This is a genomic window from Paenibacillus sp. ALE2, from assembly GCF_054113385.1.
On sequence record NZ_CM134213.1, the window covers coordinates 303,071 to 318,371 of the forward strand.

Consider the following 15,301-nt stretch of genomic DNA (forward strand, 5'->3'; position numbering starts at 1 on the left):
ATGTTCCTACGGTACAATACCTACAATTGTGCTAGGAAAAACATGTGCGAATCTTGAGGAAAAGGAGTGATATGGATGAGCAAGCCGCGTATCGCGGAGTGGACAGAACTACGGGGTCTTGCCTACCTCGCTGTCGTGCTTCAGCATTGCATTGGCGAATATATTTATCGCAGCGACATCCAACAGCCGGATTCCGTTATGCTCGCGATGCTGTACCATTTGACACGTTTTGGCACACCGACGTTCGTTTTCCTGTCTGCGGCGCTGCTATTTTATAATGGTAACAAACCGATTGGCTATTCCCGTTATATTGGCAGACGGTTTCGTGATATTTATGTTCCTTTTCTCTGCTGGACGGTTGTCTATTGGGTATGTACTCAGAACTGGTCAACCGCGCAGTGGGGAAATATATCCTTTTACAAAGGTATGTTCGAGGAAATGATCATCCCTGTCAGCGGATATCATCTATGGTTTGTGGTCATGATCTTTCAGTTTTATATTTGGTTTCCTTTATTTGCAAAAGCAACCGAGCAGATTCGAACGTTTCTACGTCGTTATAGCACCAAAAAACGCAAGCAGCTTGTTTTGGCTGTTATGCTGATTGCTGCTGCGGCTTATGCGTTGCTGTTACAATGGTCCTACTACGACATGTCTGCATGGACCGCTTGGTTGCCGTCCTTTGGGCAGACTTTGTTAGATTACCGCACTTATAACTTTGTTATGTATTTTTTCTATTTTATGCTGGGCGCAGTGTGCGCCTATATGACAGACACCTGGCGGGGATTGGCCCAGCAGACGTTGCCATGGAATGTATTTGTTTTTATTGGTCTGTTCATGCTCATGGGTCATACGATGCTGATCCAGTCGGGCGATACGATCAATCTCAATATTTCTACCTATCTGAAGCCAAGCACCTTCGTACTGATTGTCTCGCAGTTGCTTTTGTTGTACGGGCTGCTGCTTCATTTGCAAAAAGACCAACGGTCCGAGCCGTTTCGCCGTATGCTAAACTGGATTGGACGCTATTCCTTCGGAGGGTATCTGGTCCATGCACTCGTGCTGTCCTTCATATCCTATTACACCCGTCCGCTTGCCCTGGGGGATCATCATTTTACAGCTACGCTCATTACATTTGTCGTCGTGGCAAGTGCTTCTCTCGGCATCAGTTGGCTTTTTGCCCATCTGCCTGGCGGCAACTGGATTGTTGGCTCCAAAGGCAGACAGCGATTGAACTGGCGGCTTCATTTTCAGTTCCTTTCCTCCAAACGTGCTTCCAAAAGCACACAGGAGCTTGGCTAGTCATTTTGCCTCAGCGTATCAGCATAGGGATTTCAAGCAACATCAAGGACTTTCGCAGGGCTCACGTATTGAGCCCTGCTTTTTTGCTGTCTAAGTGTGATGAGTCATGTTCCAAACTGATTAACATTTTATGACATGGATATGTATTTTATTTTAAAATAAGTCATTATATTGAATAATTATAAGCATTACGTGGGAGAAATCACAGTTTTGCATAATAGGAATGGGGGGATGAACTCAGCATACCATCGTCGTTGTTAAGGATCTGGTCCAAAACTTGGTGAGGCTGCTTCCTGGTCTGAAACATACGGTTGAACTGATTAATCAGTTCATCCAAAAGCATAGACTGCTCCAGTACACAGGCATGTCCTAGGCCATACTCTGCGTAAAGATCATGCATGTGTTGTCTGGCATGTTCCATTTGTTGAATTAACGTTACCTTTTCATCCTTGTTCATCCTACATACCTCCTCTGAATTTCATTTTAAGAAGGGATGTACAAATAGGCCAAGATCAATTTTGAAGCAAAAAATTACAAAATAATACAAAAAGAGACCAGCAATAAGCTGGCCAATAAAATGAATTAGTACTCGTCAAGATCCACCAATGTGTCCTTGAACTTGGATCGTGCCATGGCTTAAATTTGCAGTTTGAGCTGGTACTGTGAATACCAGTAAGAAACTAGTTACCGCCAAGCAAAAAGCCATCTTTTTGATCATTTTTCTCCCACACCTCCTCATAAATAGAATGAAACTGAGCTTGTGTTTTAGGTGCCGCATTTGTTTTGAAATGAAGAAATAATCCAAAACAATTGGCAATGAGTAATACATGGTTAATTGTAACAGCTTTTTCAAAGGCGATTAATAAACATTTGAAACCATATGTATATCTGCCTTTATTTAGGCTGTACTTGGCTATCTTGTACCAAAACCTTACGTATTCTTCTGTTAACACTTGTTGTGTGTACATGTCAGAAGAAGGTGACTCCTGATACGCTGCAATTTGCGATTCAAACCGTCGGAGAATATGATCTACATCTACATTATAGCGATTAGCCACTTCAAGGACATTCAATAGCTCGGCTAAAATCTCTTTTTCCGCAGCTATATGTTCTACGTAATCTGGCAGAACACTAATATCACCAGACATAAGCCTGTTAACATAAGTATTAATTTTCGCCCACTGTTGATACTTGCGTTTCCAATAAAGCGTATCAGAGTCCTGCTCTTTTACCCAATTTAAATCAGCATAACCACGAATATGCTCTAATGCTTGGTCATGGTTGCCTTTGGCATCACAAGCGTTAGCACACAACAATTCGGCATAAACTATGTATACAAACAATGGTCTGCTTAGCTTTTTTCGTGGCTCTGTTCCTTTTCGCTTGGAATTGTGAACCAGATTATATTGGAGTTGTCCTAACTGACCCATTTGATGTGCGAATTCATACACCTTATCCCACATGCTTAATGATCTATAGACATTCGCCAAATCTTTTAAAGCATCCAGTTGCTCTATCTCATCTAAGCGATCCACAAAAGGGGCGAATTCAATAGCAGCCTGAAGGTTTACTGCCTGATCCTGTCCGACTTTGATTTGGAACAAGCGATACTGGCAGATTGCCAATCGCTCTGAATGTTGCTGCTTTTCGCTTTCAGCTACCTTTTTGTATAGGTAAGCGGCTGCTTCGTTGTAACCGTCTTGGTATACATTTTCGGCGACTTCAAAGAGCGATGGCAGATAATTAGGGTTATCCAATAATAGAATGACAACTCGCTGCAAGCAGTCCAATCGCCCTAGCTCAATGCATCGGTACAGGAACGGGCTGATTTTTTTCCAGTTGAGCGGACATTCTTCAATGCATTCTTCAATATAGCGTTCGTAAAAATAATCCGGTGGTAAATTCATTCCCGCAGTAATACTATCCAGTTGGTGAACCGACATAGATCGATTGCCCGTCACAATACCACTAACTGTACCTACATTCAAATCGATCGTGTGACCAAACTCGGTCATGGTTAAGCTTTTGCGTTTTAGATAGGTTTGAACTTCTGCCTGTATCGTAGGTGTGATTTCCATGGATAAACCACCCTTTCAGCATCTTCATAGATTCCCATTTCAATAATTCATATAGTTTTGAAACTAATAGTATACTTATTGTTTTTCATTCATGATAATACCATCTTTTGGAACATCGATAAATACTTTTACTTTATAGATTTTTATTTTTTTATTAGGAGATTATTGGTTGATAGATTATTATGATAAGGAGAAGGTCACTTGAAAAATACAGGTATGACACGTCCCTTGGACACGTTAGGCCGGATTGTTATTCCTAAGGAATTGCGAAACTCTATGGGAATTCAAGCTGGCGAGTCTTTGGAATTTTACCTGGATGTTGAAACAGGATTGTTAAGTATGCGGAAATATATCGGCGTTTGCTGCCATTTATGCTATTCGGTTCAGGATTTAAGCTATTTCAGAGATTCATTTTTATGTAAAAAATGCATACACGATTTGAAAGGAAACAGCGTCAATTGATCGTCATCACAACTTTGGTTGAACATCTAAGAAGCCTCATCCGTGAGCATCCCACAGCCAAGCAAGGCGAATATGCTGAATGGATTGGCGTGTCACATAGCCGTATTTCCCAGCTTAAAAGCTACTGTAGGTTTCACTTCACTCGCATCCGAGCAAAACTCAATAACCAGTCGCTGTTAATTTCAAGGTGACTGGTTATTTTTTAATTTGAATCCATACTGACCAAAATTCAACAAGTTAGATTACCAAAACTTATTGATATTGCTGTAAAATATGGATTTAAACTCTTCAAGATGATATATTCTGACTATATGTAATCTTCCTAAAGACGCTTTTAACGGACTTAAACTAAAAAATTGTTAGTGGGTGTATAAATGAAGTCACATGTTCTAATTTATGATGGTTATGTTAGTTTTGAAATTATGCTAGCAACCTATTTTATGAAAACAAAAGGGGATATTGTTACAATTGGAGTATCCAAAGATCCTGTCATTTCCTATGAGGATTTTAAAGTTACACCTGCGGTAGCCCTTGATGAAGTGTCTGCGGAGGACATTCAACTCCTCATTATACCTGGTGGAGATAACACTCAATTAAAGACAAACAAACAACTTCTAGCTCTCATTAAAGCACTGAATAATGATCATAAAGTGATTGCAACCATTTGTTCTGCCACTGAACTATTGGAGCTAGCAGGTGTTTCCCCTAAAAATCATGTGAGTCATCCATCGGGTCTGGAGATCCACAAGAATATCATATCTGCTAAACCGAATAAGTATGTAGATTTTGCAATCGAAATAGGTAAGGTCATGAACATTTATACGGATGATGAAGATTTTAATGAAACCATTGATTTTTTTAAGCTTTTTAAAGATAGCTGATTCTCCTCACAACAGTCACTTTATGAAGGAAGTTGAAATATAAGGATAGGATGGGTTCTCCCCATCCTTTTTTGTCGTAAAACGATTCTACTTCAGACTAACGCTTCAATTGAGCCTCATTCGAAGTCCCGGACTTACGATCGAAGGTAATCGGACCTTTACGGTTCACAATCCGTTTCAAATCCACAGTCATTTCATTCTTCAATTTATCAATAAGTTGATCCTCTTGAATCCCTTTGCTTTTAGCTACCTCAGCCAACGATTTCCCTTGTCCCAGTTCTTTCTCTAACTGGACAGGAGTGATACCCAGCAGCCTAGCTACTTTCTCGTTGAGATGGTGATTCAAGCCGCCCGGCCTTTTGCCGTGTCTATGTCTATGCACATGTCCGTGCCCGTGGTCATCCTGTGGATCAACATTCCACTGGTGGGCTTCTCCTTGGACAGAATCGTTGGGAGTGAGAGCTTGCAACGGATTACCCGATTCAATACCAGATGCTCCTGCACTCGCAGTACCATACATCATCACTCCTCCATATAGGATAGCAGCGGTCAATTTCCATTGTTTTTTCATGTTGTGGCCCCTCCTTTCATCCTTTTTCATCTATATTTTCTCTTTCAGCTTTTTTTATTCATTTTATATGTTTTTCACAACATTCCTTATTTAAAAATAACAAATTCTTGAAAATTGCAATCTGTTGTACAATGGCGGGTAACAACTAGAAGTCGCTACAAAAACATTTATAAGAGATGCGGGTGATGGCCATGGAGTGGTATTTTGCATACAAAGAAGAATTGGAAAAGGTATTTCGTCAAGCGGAGGAACGGACGGCCACATTTCAGGCTCCCTTTCAGCAAGAGGGGTTAGACTACCTGGCACGGTTTAATCCGTTGCGTGAAGACAGTACGCGTAATTACATATGCTATTTGCTTCCATTTTGGCTGCAGGAACTCACCGGACTGCCTCCCGAAACATGTCGCAAGCTGTCACTCGGCAACGTGTTCGTCATGGCTCATTATTTAATCCAAGACGACGTGATGGACACAGCAGCAGACAACCGTAAAACGCAACTTGCCTTAAGCCAGCTTTTCTATACCGAGTGCCAAAACATTTATCAGGAGCTTTTTCCGGCAACCTCCCCTTTTTGGACATATGCCCGGACGTATGTGGACGAATGGGCCGTTAGTGTGGTATCCGAAGGAGCAGCAGACTATTTTCAAGGTGACAGAAATAAGGTCGCACTGAAAGCCAGTCCATTAAAAATGGCCGGAACGGGTGCTCTACTGCTCGCAGACCATGCTGACCTGATCGAGATCGTTACAGCGATGACGGATTTGGCCCTGCTCGTGCTCCAAATGTCGGATGATTGGGCAGATTGGACAGAGGATTTGATGGAGCAAAGCTATAACTGCCTATTGTCCCATATTAGCGCCGAACGGAAGAAGCCGTACTGTGAAGGACTAGGACCACAAGAAATTCAGGAAGCGATTTATGTGCGAGGCGCACTCGCTAGCTATGTGAATATTGCGAATCAAGCCGTTCAGGAGCTAGAGACGATGGAGCCTACTATCCACGGCCTGCATAGGTTCGCACATTCCATTGCAGCAGAACTCAGCGAAGAGGCAGCAGAAATTGAAGGCGGACGCTCACATTTGCGAAGAGGCGGGCTTGATTATTGGCTCTCCAAAAATATGAAGTAATGCTAGATTTTTCTGAGTCTTACGTGGTATACTGACTAGGTAAATATAACCAATCGAATGAGAGGGTGATTTTTGATGGCTACTGAAGTTCTTCAAACACAAGTCATTCAAAAAGCTTGGGAGGATGCCAGTTTCAGAGAAAAACTGATGGCAGATCCCAAATCTGCAATTCGTGATGTGTTAGGAGTCGTGATCCCCGATCATATCCAAATCAAAACGGTAGAGGAAACGTCTGACCAGTTCTATCTAGTAATCCCCCCAAACCCTTCAGGTGTGCTTGCTACATCCCAGAAGCCTCGCTCGATGTGGTAGATTGGCACTTGTAGCTTATTTAATCTATACTTCTTAATCTCAGGCGGGTGGGCTCAGCAAGCTTCCCTCCGTTTTCTCCGAAAGCAAAAAAGCCGGATGTTATCCGGCTACGGGGAAGCGGATGGTCGCTTCTGTTCCCACCCCTTTTGCACTTGTAAAAGATATTTTACCATTCATCGTTTCAATAATCCGAAATGTCACCATCATCCCCAAACCCGTGCCTTTAGTCTTATTCGAAAAATAAGGCTCACCTAGTCTGGATAAGGTCTGAGCATCCATCCCTTCACCATTATCCCGAATATGAATGACTGCTTCTCCATTGTCCACATAAGCCCATATATGAATATGTCCCTGTTCTCGCAGCGCTTCAATACTATTTTTGATAATATTGATAAATGCCTGCTTGAATTTAGAGGAATTCCCGCGCACTTTAATTTCCTGGGGAATATCCAGCGAAATTTTGCCACCTTGCAAATTTGCCATTGGACTGATAATTCCTTCAATATGCTTGAACTCATCCAATATGGTCAACGTTTTGGTATGGTCAAACTCTGGCTTAGCAAAAGTCAGAAAATCGGTAATAATCGCGGACGCTCGATCCAGCTCCTCCAGAGCGATATGCAGATAGTCTTTGTTTTTACCATCCTCCTGCTTGCTCATCAACTGAAGAAATCCACGTGTAACCTGAAGCGGATTGCGCACTTCATGAGCTACAGATGCAGCCAAATCGCTAATAATCTCCATTTTCTCTGAACGTTGAAGCTCATTATTGAACATCTCCAGTTCTCTGGAATACCGAACCACCTGCTTGTGCTTTTCCGCCAGCCTTCTGCCCAAGATCGCAATCAATGCCAGGACAAAACCGAACACGCCCCATTTCCATAAAAACATATTGTAGTGTCCGTCCCGGATAAAGAACCAGCTGAGTTCTGCGATAGTGATGACTGCAAAAAATGCAAAGCCTGTCGATAAAATGATCGCTTCGTGGTCTCCCTTAAGCGCCATGCGAACCGAAGCAAATACCAAAAGTACCATTAAAGCTACGAGCAATATACCGAGGACGATTACACTAAAGAAATAATATACATCGTTGAGTCGCTCCTGTGCTCCTAAATTCACAATCATGATGATGAAGCAGAACAAAGAGTAGGCGGTTAACAATTTTCTGAATTTCCGAATCAGTAAAATCGAATTGATATTTTGCTCAAAAAAGAAGGCTAATGAAGGCAGCAGAATAAATAGCGCCACATCAAAAAGTTGTAAATACAGCTTGCCATAGCCGCGATAGAACGTATATAAAAACGGTGAATACGTTACAATCATCAGACCGATAGACAATACAATCGCACTTAGGGACAACCACATCGCCATACTTGGACGGAACAGGAAGAACGAGCAAATCAATAGCACCAGGGCGATAAAGATAAATGTACTGCCTAGTACAATATCCAAGACATCCATTCTGACCAAGTTTCCCAACAAGTCACGATAATCACCAGTCATCACATTTCCGATAATGCCCAGTCTATTTTTGCTGCTTTCCGTCCATATGTATAATGTTTTACCACTGTCTTCTGGCTTCAGCGGAATCAGAATACGATTATTCTCATAATTATAGCCACGGTACGATTCATAAAAATTGGTACCATCCTTATACAGCGTAATGTGCCTGCCATAAATATTTTCAAAAAGCACCGCTGGTGTTTCATCATTTAACGAAGGTAGCTTAATACGAATCCAGGCGGTGCCTCTATTGCCTGGCTGCTTGAGTAGCTGTGTATCATCTTCAATATGCATCCAGACCTTACTGTGATCATTTACCTCATCTAAAGAGCCATCCTCGTCTTCTGCTCCCCATCTCATATCCCAGGAGGGTATCTTATACTCCCTTTCCGGGGTGATTTTGGCCGCATAGCCAATGTGGTCCAGCGACAATAGTATCACAATGACCGCTAGCAGAGCGGCGACAGCTTTGGGCACATGCCTCATATTAAGCACCTCAAAGTTACGTAGTAGGATTTACAAATTTGTATATGTTTTAACATTTTTATCTTCCTGAAATTATATTATTCTATACGATGATGTTCATACCTTCTTCATAATAAGGGTATCATGTTCTTTTTAATCATTATTTGTAAAATCTTCATATTGATTAATGATCATTTCCTGTTCGCGTCGCTCCATCTGCTCTCTAAGCCCTATCCAAGGTTCACATTCTTCATCCTCATAGATCGTCCAAATATCGGAGAATAAATAATCGCGTATTTCTACTATTTTTCCGGCCTGTCCGCCGTCTGTCCAATATAAACCATCCGGACGCCGAATAACGGTACGCGAATAACCTGGAGTAGACGCCTTTTGACCTACTCGGATTCGGCTAATCATCGGACCAAACATGTACCATTCCAATTCATATCCCTCCAACTCCTCTTTATCATATCACAGCAGTTACCAAAAAAACGCTAATTGGGAAAGAGCATATCTCTATTCGCATGATTTTAACTTCTTACAGACACACTAACTCTAAGTTTAGCCATTCTGCGGTTTGGGTAAGGTCGAAATAAGCAACAAAAAGTAAAGGAGCTGAGTTAGATGGCAAATCGCGACAATCAAAAGACTGAGCTACAGGATCATGATTTTGAGCCTTCCCTGCAAAATGCAGAAACAAACTGGGAGAATCTGATTGAGGGGCCGGATACTCCTCTGGAGGACGTGCCTGATGCCGATGAACTAACACCGAATAGTCCTGTTGATCCCTCTGCGCCTGCTGAATTCCTGCATGGTACAGATTTGCTGAACGGTACAGACGGGGATGAAGAAGAGCAACTGGAGAGTGACGATATTCTGGATTAATTACTGCATATGATAGGATATAAGAAAGCGATTTCTCATCCTGCTATGCGGGTAATGAAGTATATACACCGAAAGGAGTTGACCAATCTCCTATGTATAAAGATCCGATGTCTCAGGCTGATATGGAGTACAAACGCTATAAAGCCTTGAATCCTGTAGAAGAGGATGACCGCAGGACTGCGGACAAGACTCATACGGATGATACCTTAGCCGAAGATAACCCACGAGGAGTCGCATCAGCGAAGCCCGAACCCAGAGATCAAGCAAGATGAAAGAACAGATAGGGAATGCAAAAACTAGAATCGGAAATCAGGGCTTGCCTTCTGCATCCACTTTGTTTAAAATAAGGTCAAATCTTTTGAATACCATGAACAAAGACATAGACGGAGACAAGTAAGCGTCATCGGATTCCCACAGAAAGGTACGTATTGCTGAGAGCGTACCGCTATCCCGCGTTGAAATTCACTCCCGAGTCGAGCCTTGAACCGACGACAGAAGGATTCATTCCTTTGGTCGCAGTAGAGGTTTCCGGAAGCCCCCGTTACGGGCATCAAGCTCAGAGGTTACTGCCGTCGATTGAATGACGTTGACGACTTGCATGTATACTTCTGTAATTAGGGTGGTACCACGGCATTCGTCCCTTGCGACGAGTGCCTTTTTGTGTTATTTTCTGCAAAAAGTCCAAGGGCTGAAAGAAAAAACAATTTAAATTCGGGAAGGGTGTACTGTATGTCAACCAATGAAAATTCTTTGGAGCTGTTGCGGGAACAGCTCGATGCTACAAACTTGCAATTGCTGGAGCTGCTGTCCCAACGCGCTGAACTGGCGGGACAGCTTGGAAAATTGAAAGAAGCTCAAGGAGTGCCTGACTTTGATCCAGTGCGCGAGCAACAAATGCTGGACAAGCTGATTGCAGCTAATCGTGGACCTTTCGACGATGCTACAATTCGCCAGTTGTTCAAAAATATTTTCAAGGCTTCTCTGAACTATCAAAAAGAAGAACACAAAAAACATTTGATTGTCAGCCGCAAAAATCAGCCGGATAGCACGGTTATCAAGGTTAAAGACACACTGGTAGGTGGCAAAGCCTCCATCATGGTTGCAGGACCTTGCTCGGTGGAAAGCTATCAACAAACGCGCGAGGTAGGAGCAGCTCTCAAGGAAGCCGGTGTGCCGATTCTGCGTGGTGGTGCGTTCAAACCACGTACATCTCCGTATGATTTCCAAGGACTGGGTATTGAAGGCCTGCAAATTCTCAAACGCGTTGGCGACGAGTTCGGGCTGGCTACAATCAGTGAGATCGTCGATCCAAGACATTTGGAGGAAGCGATCCCTTACATCGATATCATTCAAATTGGCGCGCGCAACATGCACAACTTTGAATTGCTGAAAGCTGCGGGTGAAACGAGAACTCCGGTTCTGCTCAAACGCGGATTGGCTGCCACCATGGAAGAGTTCCTTCATGCTGCTGAGTACATCGTATCCCGTGGTAATACACAAGTCATGCTGATTGAACGCGGTATTCGTACGTATGAAAAATGGACACGTAACACGCTGGATATTTCCGCTGTTCCGATTTTGAAAAAGGAAAGCCATCTGCCTGTATTGGTGGACGTAACTCACTCTACAGGACGTAAAGACATCCTGGCCCCTTGTGCCAAGGCTGCCCTGGCTGCTGGTGCCGACGGCATCATGGTAGAAGTTCACCCGAACCCGGCAGTCGCTTTGTCCGATGCTCAGCAACAGCTGAACATCCCTGAATTCCACAACTTCCTGTCTGAAGTTAAAGAATCCGGTTTATTCAAAGCGTAAAACTAATTTTGTGCTAAGAATCATAAACCGCTTTCATTTTGTCAGATTATGATGTAGAATCTAATCAGGATTGTGACTGATCATGCAGGCAAAACCTAAATGTATATATGCTCGACTTTTGTTGAGACATATATATGTTTAGGTTTTTTTTATGCCTAAATCTTGAATAATAACAATACCTACATGGTTATAATCCTAAAAAATCATCATAGAAACGTTCAGAGAGGGGAACAGAAATGAGAAAAAGAAAAGGGTTAAGCATTTTTTTGTTAGCTATGATATGTATTTTAATCATCAGTGGTTGCAGTGGTAAGTCGCCAGCCGTCGTAAAGGATGAAAGCGCTGCTCCAACAGAACAACCAGCGGGAAATAAAGTGGAAAATAAAGCGACCAAGGCTAGAACGGTTATTACTACTGACGGAGAAGTAGATGATATGAACTCAGTCATACGCTTTCTTCTCTACTCTAACGAAATGGATTTGTCCGGGATTGTACTGACTAGCTCCGTATATCATTATGCAGGTGATGAAAAGGCCGGCATCAAGCCATTCAGATGGACCGGAACCCAATGGGTAACAGATATGATTGATGCCTACGGAGAGATTTACCCCAACCTAATCAAACATGCTGAAGGGTATCCAAAACCTGAATATATTAAAAGCGTTACCAAGATCGGAAATATTTCAAACAAAGGTGAAATGGACAAGGAAACGGAAGGCTCGAATTTCCTGAAAACACTTTTCCTAGACGATGACCAAAGAGATCTGTATGTACAAACTTGGGGTGGAACCAATACCACAGCCAGAGCTCTGAAATCCATTGAAGATGAATATAAAAATACAGATCAATGGGAAACGATTCGGAAAAAAGTAAGTGATAAACTCGTTCTGTACATCATTTTGGACCAGGACGATAGCTACAATAATTACATCGCCAAAAATTGGCCTGACATCAGAATTATCAATGACCAATCTAACTTCTGGCATTTCGCTTATGCTTGGAAAATGCACACGGAAGAAGTAAACAGCAAGTTACACGGGGAATGGAACTTCAAAAACATTAAAGACGGTCATGGCAAGCTGCTAAATATGTATGCTTTGATGGGCGACGGCAATATCATCAAAGGTGAATTGGATGAAGAACAAAGAGGCAGTGAAGCCTACTTGAAGAAAAATCCACAATACGACAAGTATGACTTTATTTCCGAAGGAGATTCTCCATCCTTCTTCTATTTAATTGATAACGGATTACGGAGCATGGAAAACCCAACCTATGGTGGCTGGGGTGGTCGTTTTGGTGTCGTTAACGATAAATTATTTAGAAATACGGTGTTAGATTATGATGTGCATACGAAAAAATTCGAAGCAGAGTACTCTCTGATGCGTTGGTTTGATGATATTCAAAATGACTTTGCTGCCCGTGCAGATTGGGCTATTGCTTCCGACTATAAAGATGCCAACCATAATCCAACATTGACCATTAAAGAAGGATTAGATCTAACGGCTAGTCCAGGGGAGAACATAACTCTACATGCAGAAGGAACAGATCCTGACGGTGATGCATTGACCTATAAATGGTGGAGATATTTCGAAGCTGACACCTATGAAGATTCTAAGGTCAAACCCGCGCAAGTTAAACCTGAAATGCTGGGTGATATGCAGCTTGGGCTTCATCGTGAAGTAGCCAAAGGTGAGAAAATAAACACAATTGACCTGCAAGGTAGCGACACAAATACTGCAAGTTTTACAGTTCCGGCAGATGCGAAGTCTGGGGATACAATTCATATCATTGCAGAAGTACAGGACAATGGTAAACATTCTTTGAAACATTATCAGCGTGTGATTGTAACCGTAAAATAACAGAAGACAGCACTCAATAAATTAGGCTCATGGAATCATACTCCATGGGCCTGTTTATTTTTGCGTATCGGACCTCGGACAATCTCTATACACGTTTAATACTTTTTTCAGTCAAAGGAACATAATATCCCTTTCCATTCGGACCCATGGCGAATTTATTGCGAAGATGGATTAGATTAGGGCCGAATTTTGCCTCTAATTCTTCACGGAACTCATATAGGATTTCCATGATATAAATATCATGAATAATCACTTCCGTAATCGGCATTACAAGACCCGGGTGTAGCGTCCATGCAGCACGGCTGTCATCACCAAGTGAAAGTATGCCAGCTACAACCTCCCGATCATCCACGCTAAGCACAATCCACCGACCACCGATTTCGGACGTAATCTCCTCACTCATATCATGGCGGTAAACAGTAGCAAAATCAAAGTTAAGATCACCATATGCTACAAGGATCACCTCAATTCCTTGCTGAGCAGCTTGCTCTAAGGCATCCCGGAACACCTCGGCATCCTCTTTCCAAATTTCCAGTAAAATTCGGTGTTTTGCTCCCTTCACGCCTTCATTGATGCGATTGATAATGGCTTCATACCCCGAAATATTCCAAATGTTCTCTCTGTTTTGAAACGATGCTGTGTACTGCTCCAAACTCTCTTGCGCCACGTTGAAAATCTGCTCTGCTTTGCGCTTTCTCTGGGCAATCAATTCATGTGGAGGAAGTGGCACATATAGAGGTGTATTTTCTTGACTTACCATGATGTCCCCACGGTTGACCATTCCCGACAAAACCTCGTAAATCTTGGATCTCGGTACTCCAGAGTTCAATGAAACGGCATATCCCGAAAGTGGAGAGCTTTCCAATAAGGTCACATAAGCTTTGGCTTCATATTCACTAAAATTCAAATCACGTAGAATTTCTAATATGTTTGGTTTTGATTTCATGACGTCTTCTCCTCAATTCATGTTCTTCCTTACTATATCACTTCCCCTTGACAAAAACTGATATACAAATTATCTTTTTAGTAGCATTTTCATAGTAGTAACTATAGTAGCTACTATCACTATCATATTTCATAGGGGATGAACTCAGGGAGGATATAACTTGAACAAAGTCATAGCTCATCACAGCGAAAGCAACCGGATTTACTATACTTCTACGATTCTAGCCCTATTGATCTGGAGCACATCGTTTATTGCCACCAAAGCAGCCTATACGACGTTCCCTCCTCTTACCTTGGGTCTATCCAGATTTATCATAGCTTCCATCGTACTAGGTATCGTTCTGCTGATCAAAAAAGAACATGTCAAAGTAAAGCCAAAGGATTTGGCTACGATTTCGTTTAGTGGGGTTTTGGGAATCACTCTTTATTTTTCAATGGAGAATATAGGGGTTAGCCTGACGACCGCTTCCAACGCAGCATTAATTGTCGCATCGTATCCTGCAATTACATCGCTGCTTGAATTTATTTTGTATAAAGTCAAATTATCCAAATATAAAGTCTGCGGCATAGCACTGGCCATGATCGGGGTATATTTCTTAACCTCCGTTGGCGAAAGCTCGGATGGTAAGAATCAACTCATCGGCAATTTAATATTGATTGGTACCGGATTTGCGTGGGCGTTCTACACTTTCATGACGCGTAAGGTTGTGGACAAATATCCGCCGGTGACGTTATCTTTTTATCAAACCGTTGCAGGTAGTATCTTTTTCATACCGTTAGCCCTATTAGAAAAGGATAGCTGGCAGGCTCCGACAACGGGATCGTTTATGTTGCTCATGTATCTGGGTGTGTTCTGCTCCGTTATCGCATTTTTGCTTTATAATTACGGATTAATCAAGCTGTCACCGAGCAGTTCCGTTTCTTTAATGAATTTGGTTCCGATATTTGGGGTGTTGTTCTCTGTCTTACTATTGCACGAAACGATTACATGGCGCCAAATCATTGGCGGCTTGGTCGTTATTATAGGGGTCTTGATGAGTGCGCATCAAACTAACCGTACCTAAAGATATTGCAGCCCTACAATACAAGGGCGAGTGGCCTT

The 15,301-nt window shown here is 42.4% G+C and carries 15 protein-coding genes, 1 pseudogene and 1 other annotated feature; of the genes and pseudogenes, 10 read left to right on the forward strand and 6 right to left on the reverse strand.

The features are described 5' to 3' along the window. Positions 1 to 75 precede the first annotated feature (75 nt). On the forward strand, positions 76 to 1,299 hold the full coding sequence (locus ACXHJ1_RS01250) for an acyltransferase (RefSeq protein WP_290402829.1): 1,224 nt from the start codon (positions 76 to 78) through the stop codon (positions 1,297 to 1,299). 202 nt (positions 1,300 to 1,501) lie between these two features. Here the strand turns inward: ACXHJ1_RS01250 and ACXHJ1_RS01255 are convergent, their stop codons facing one another. After that, positions 1,502 to 1,756, reverse strand: a complete 255-nt coding sequence (locus ACXHJ1_RS01255) for an aspartyl-phosphate phosphatase Spo0E family protein (RefSeq protein WP_016821360.1) — start codon at positions 1,754 to 1,756, stop codon at positions 1,502 to 1,504. Between the two features lie 223 nt (positions 1,757 to 1,979). Next, on the reverse strand, positions 1,980 to 3,377 hold the full coding sequence (locus ACXHJ1_RS01260) for a helix-turn-helix domain-containing protein (protein ID WP_457905449.1): 1,398 nt from the start codon (positions 3,375 to 3,377) through the stop codon (positions 1,980 to 1,982). Positions 3,378 to 3,578: 201 nt separating this feature from the next. Between ACXHJ1_RS01260 and ACXHJ1_RS01265 the strand changes: the two are divergent. After that, positions 3,579 to 4,030 (forward strand): annotated as a pseudogene (locus ACXHJ1_RS01265) (AbrB/MazE/SpoVT family DNA-binding domain-containing protein). Positions 4,031 to 4,213: 183 nt separating this feature from the next. Next, positions 4,214 to 4,720, forward strand: coding sequence for a DJ-1/PfpI family protein (locus ACXHJ1_RS01270; RefSeq protein WP_457905450.1), 507 nt, complete (start codon positions 4,214 to 4,216; stop codon positions 4,718 to 4,720). A gap of 97 nt (positions 4,721 to 4,817) precedes the next feature. On the opposite strand, the gene ACXHJ1_RS01275 is transcribed toward ACXHJ1_RS01270, so the two are convergent. Continuing rightward, positions 4,818 to 5,291, reverse strand: coding sequence for a hypothetical protein (locus tag ACXHJ1_RS01275; RefSeq protein ID WP_025364197.1), 474 nt, complete (start codon positions 5,289 to 5,291; stop codon positions 4,818 to 4,820). A gap of 191 nt (positions 5,292 to 5,482) precedes the next feature. On the opposite strand from ACXHJ1_RS01275, the gene ACXHJ1_RS01280 reads away from it, so the two are divergent. Beyond that, positions 5,483 to 6,418: a hypothetical protein gene (locus tag ACXHJ1_RS01280; protein WP_457906150.1), complete on the forward strand. Its 936-nt coding sequence runs from the start codon at positions 5,483 to 5,485 to the stop codon at positions 6,416 to 6,418. 75 nt (positions 6,419 to 6,493) lie between these two features. Then, positions 6,494 to 6,730, forward strand: a complete 237-nt coding sequence (locus ACXHJ1_RS01285; protein ID WP_016821365.1) for an NHLP leader peptide family RiPP precursor — start codon at positions 6,494 to 6,496, stop codon at positions 6,728 to 6,730. 99 nt (positions 6,731 to 6,829) lie between these two features. Here ACXHJ1_RS01285 and ACXHJ1_RS01290 read toward each other — a convergent pair whose 3' ends face one another. Both ACXHJ1_RS01290 and ACXHJ1_RS01295 read right to left on the reverse strand, forming a co-directional pair. Then, positions 6,830 to 8,719, reverse strand: coding sequence for an ATP-binding protein (locus ACXHJ1_RS01290; RefSeq protein ID WP_457905451.1), 1,890 nt, complete (start codon positions 8,717 to 8,719; stop codon positions 6,830 to 6,832). 132 nt (positions 8,720 to 8,851) lie between these two features. Continuing rightward, positions 8,852 to 9,139, reverse strand: coding sequence for a hypothetical protein (locus ACXHJ1_RS01295; protein WP_016821367.1), 288 nt, complete (start codon positions 9,137 to 9,139; stop codon positions 8,852 to 8,854). A gap of 183 nt (positions 9,140 to 9,322) precedes the next feature. Between ACXHJ1_RS01295 and ACXHJ1_RS01300 the strand changes: the two genes are divergently transcribed. The 4 genes from ACXHJ1_RS01300 to ACXHJ1_RS01315 all read left to right on the forward strand — a co-directional run bounded on the left by ACXHJ1_RS01300 (position 9,323) and on the right by ACXHJ1_RS01315 (position 13,254). Continuing rightward, positions 9,323 to 9,583 (forward strand): hypothetical protein, encoded by a 261-nt coding sequence (locus ACXHJ1_RS01300; RefSeq protein WP_457905452.1) that lies wholly within the window; start codon positions 9,323 to 9,325, stop codon positions 9,581 to 9,583. A 92-nt stretch (positions 9,584 to 9,675) separates the two neighbouring features. Further along, the gene (locus ACXHJ1_RS01305; RefSeq protein WP_016821368.1) at positions 9,676 to 9,855 is read left to right on the forward strand and encodes a hypothetical protein; all 180 of its coding nucleotides are present in this window, start codon (positions 9,676 to 9,678) and stop codon (positions 9,853 to 9,855) included. A 99-nt stretch (positions 9,856 to 9,954) separates the two neighbouring features. Beyond that, positions 9,955 to 10,228: a binding site (T-box leader), on the forward strand. Between the two features lie 84 nt (positions 10,229 to 10,312). Then, complete coding sequence (locus tag ACXHJ1_RS01310) at positions 10,313 to 11,395, forward strand: bifunctional 3-deoxy-7-phosphoheptulonate synthase/chorismate mutase (protein ID WP_013369718.1); 1,083 nt, start codon at positions 10,313 to 10,315, stop codon at positions 11,393 to 11,395. A 236-nt stretch (positions 11,396 to 11,631) separates the two neighbouring features. After that, positions 11,632 to 13,254 (forward strand): nucleoside hydrolase-like domain-containing protein, encoded by a 1,623-nt coding sequence (locus ACXHJ1_RS01315; RefSeq protein WP_457905453.1) that lies wholly within the window; start codon positions 11,632 to 11,634, stop codon positions 13,252 to 13,254. Positions 13,255 to 13,339: 85 nt separating this feature from the next. On the opposite strand, the gene ACXHJ1_RS01320 is transcribed toward ACXHJ1_RS01315, so the two are convergent. Beyond that, a complete protein-coding gene (locus ACXHJ1_RS01320; RefSeq protein ID WP_013369717.1) occupies positions 13,340 to 14,200 on the reverse strand; it encodes a TrmB family transcriptional regulator in 861 nt (286 codons plus the stop codon). Positions 14,201 to 14,360: 160 nt separating this feature from the next. Here ACXHJ1_RS01320 and ACXHJ1_RS01325 point away from each other — a divergent pair, with 160 nt between their 5' ends. Beyond that, on the forward strand, positions 14,361 to 15,263 hold the full coding sequence (locus ACXHJ1_RS01325; protein ID WP_016821372.1) for a DMT family transporter: 903 nt from the start codon (positions 14,361 to 14,363) through the stop codon (positions 15,261 to 15,263). Positions 15,264 to 15,301: the final 38 nt, after the last annotated feature.

Bases quoted from the DNA above. Each gene is read 5' to 3' on its own strand.
- ACXHJ1_RS01250 (WP_290402829.1), top strand. From the start codon at position 76: ATGAGCAAGCCGCGTATCGCGGAGTGGACAGAACTACGGGGTCTTGCC.
- ACXHJ1_RS01255 (WP_016821360.1), bottom strand. From the start codon at position 1,756: ATGAACAAGGATGAAAAGGTAACGTTAATTCAACAAATGGAACATGCC.
- ACXHJ1_RS01260 (WP_457905449.1), bottom strand. From the start codon at position 3,377: ATGGAAATCACACCTACGATACAGGCAGAAGTTCAAACCTATCTAAAA.
- ACXHJ1_RS01270 (WP_457905450.1), top strand. From the start codon at position 4,214: ATGAAGTCACATGTTCTAATTTATGATGGTTATGTTAGTTTTGAAATT.
- ACXHJ1_RS01275 (WP_025364197.1), bottom strand. From the start codon at position 5,291: ATGAAAAAACAATGGAAATTGACCGCTGCTATCCTATATGGAGGAGTG.
- ACXHJ1_RS01280 (WP_457906150.1), top strand. From the start codon at position 5,483: ATGGAGTGGTATTTTGCATACAAAGAAGAATTGGAAAAGGTATTTCGT.
- ACXHJ1_RS01285 (WP_016821365.1), top strand. From the start codon at position 6,494: ATGGCTACTGAAGTTCTTCAAACACAAGTCATTCAAAAAGCTTGGGAG.
- ACXHJ1_RS01290 (WP_457905451.1), bottom strand. From the start codon at position 8,719: ATGAGGCATGTGCCCAAAGCTGTCGCCGCTCTGCTAGCGGTCATTGTG.
- ACXHJ1_RS01300 (WP_457905452.1), top strand. From the start codon at position 9,323: ATGGCAAATCGCGACAATCAAAAGACTGAGCTACAGGATCATGATTTT.
- ACXHJ1_RS01305 (WP_016821368.1), top strand. From the start codon at position 9,676: ATGTATAAAGATCCGATGTCTCAGGCTGATATGGAGTACAAACGCTAT.
- ACXHJ1_RS01310 (WP_013369718.1), top strand. From the start codon at position 10,313: ATGTCAACCAATGAAAATTCTTTGGAGCTGTTGCGGGAACAGCTCGAT.
- ACXHJ1_RS01315 (WP_457905453.1), top strand. From the start codon at position 11,632: ATGAGAAAAAGAAAAGGGTTAAGCATTTTTTTGTTAGCTATGATATGT.
- ACXHJ1_RS01320 (WP_013369717.1), bottom strand. From the start codon at position 14,200: ATGAAATCAAAACCAAACATATTAGAAATTCTACGTGATTTGAATTTT.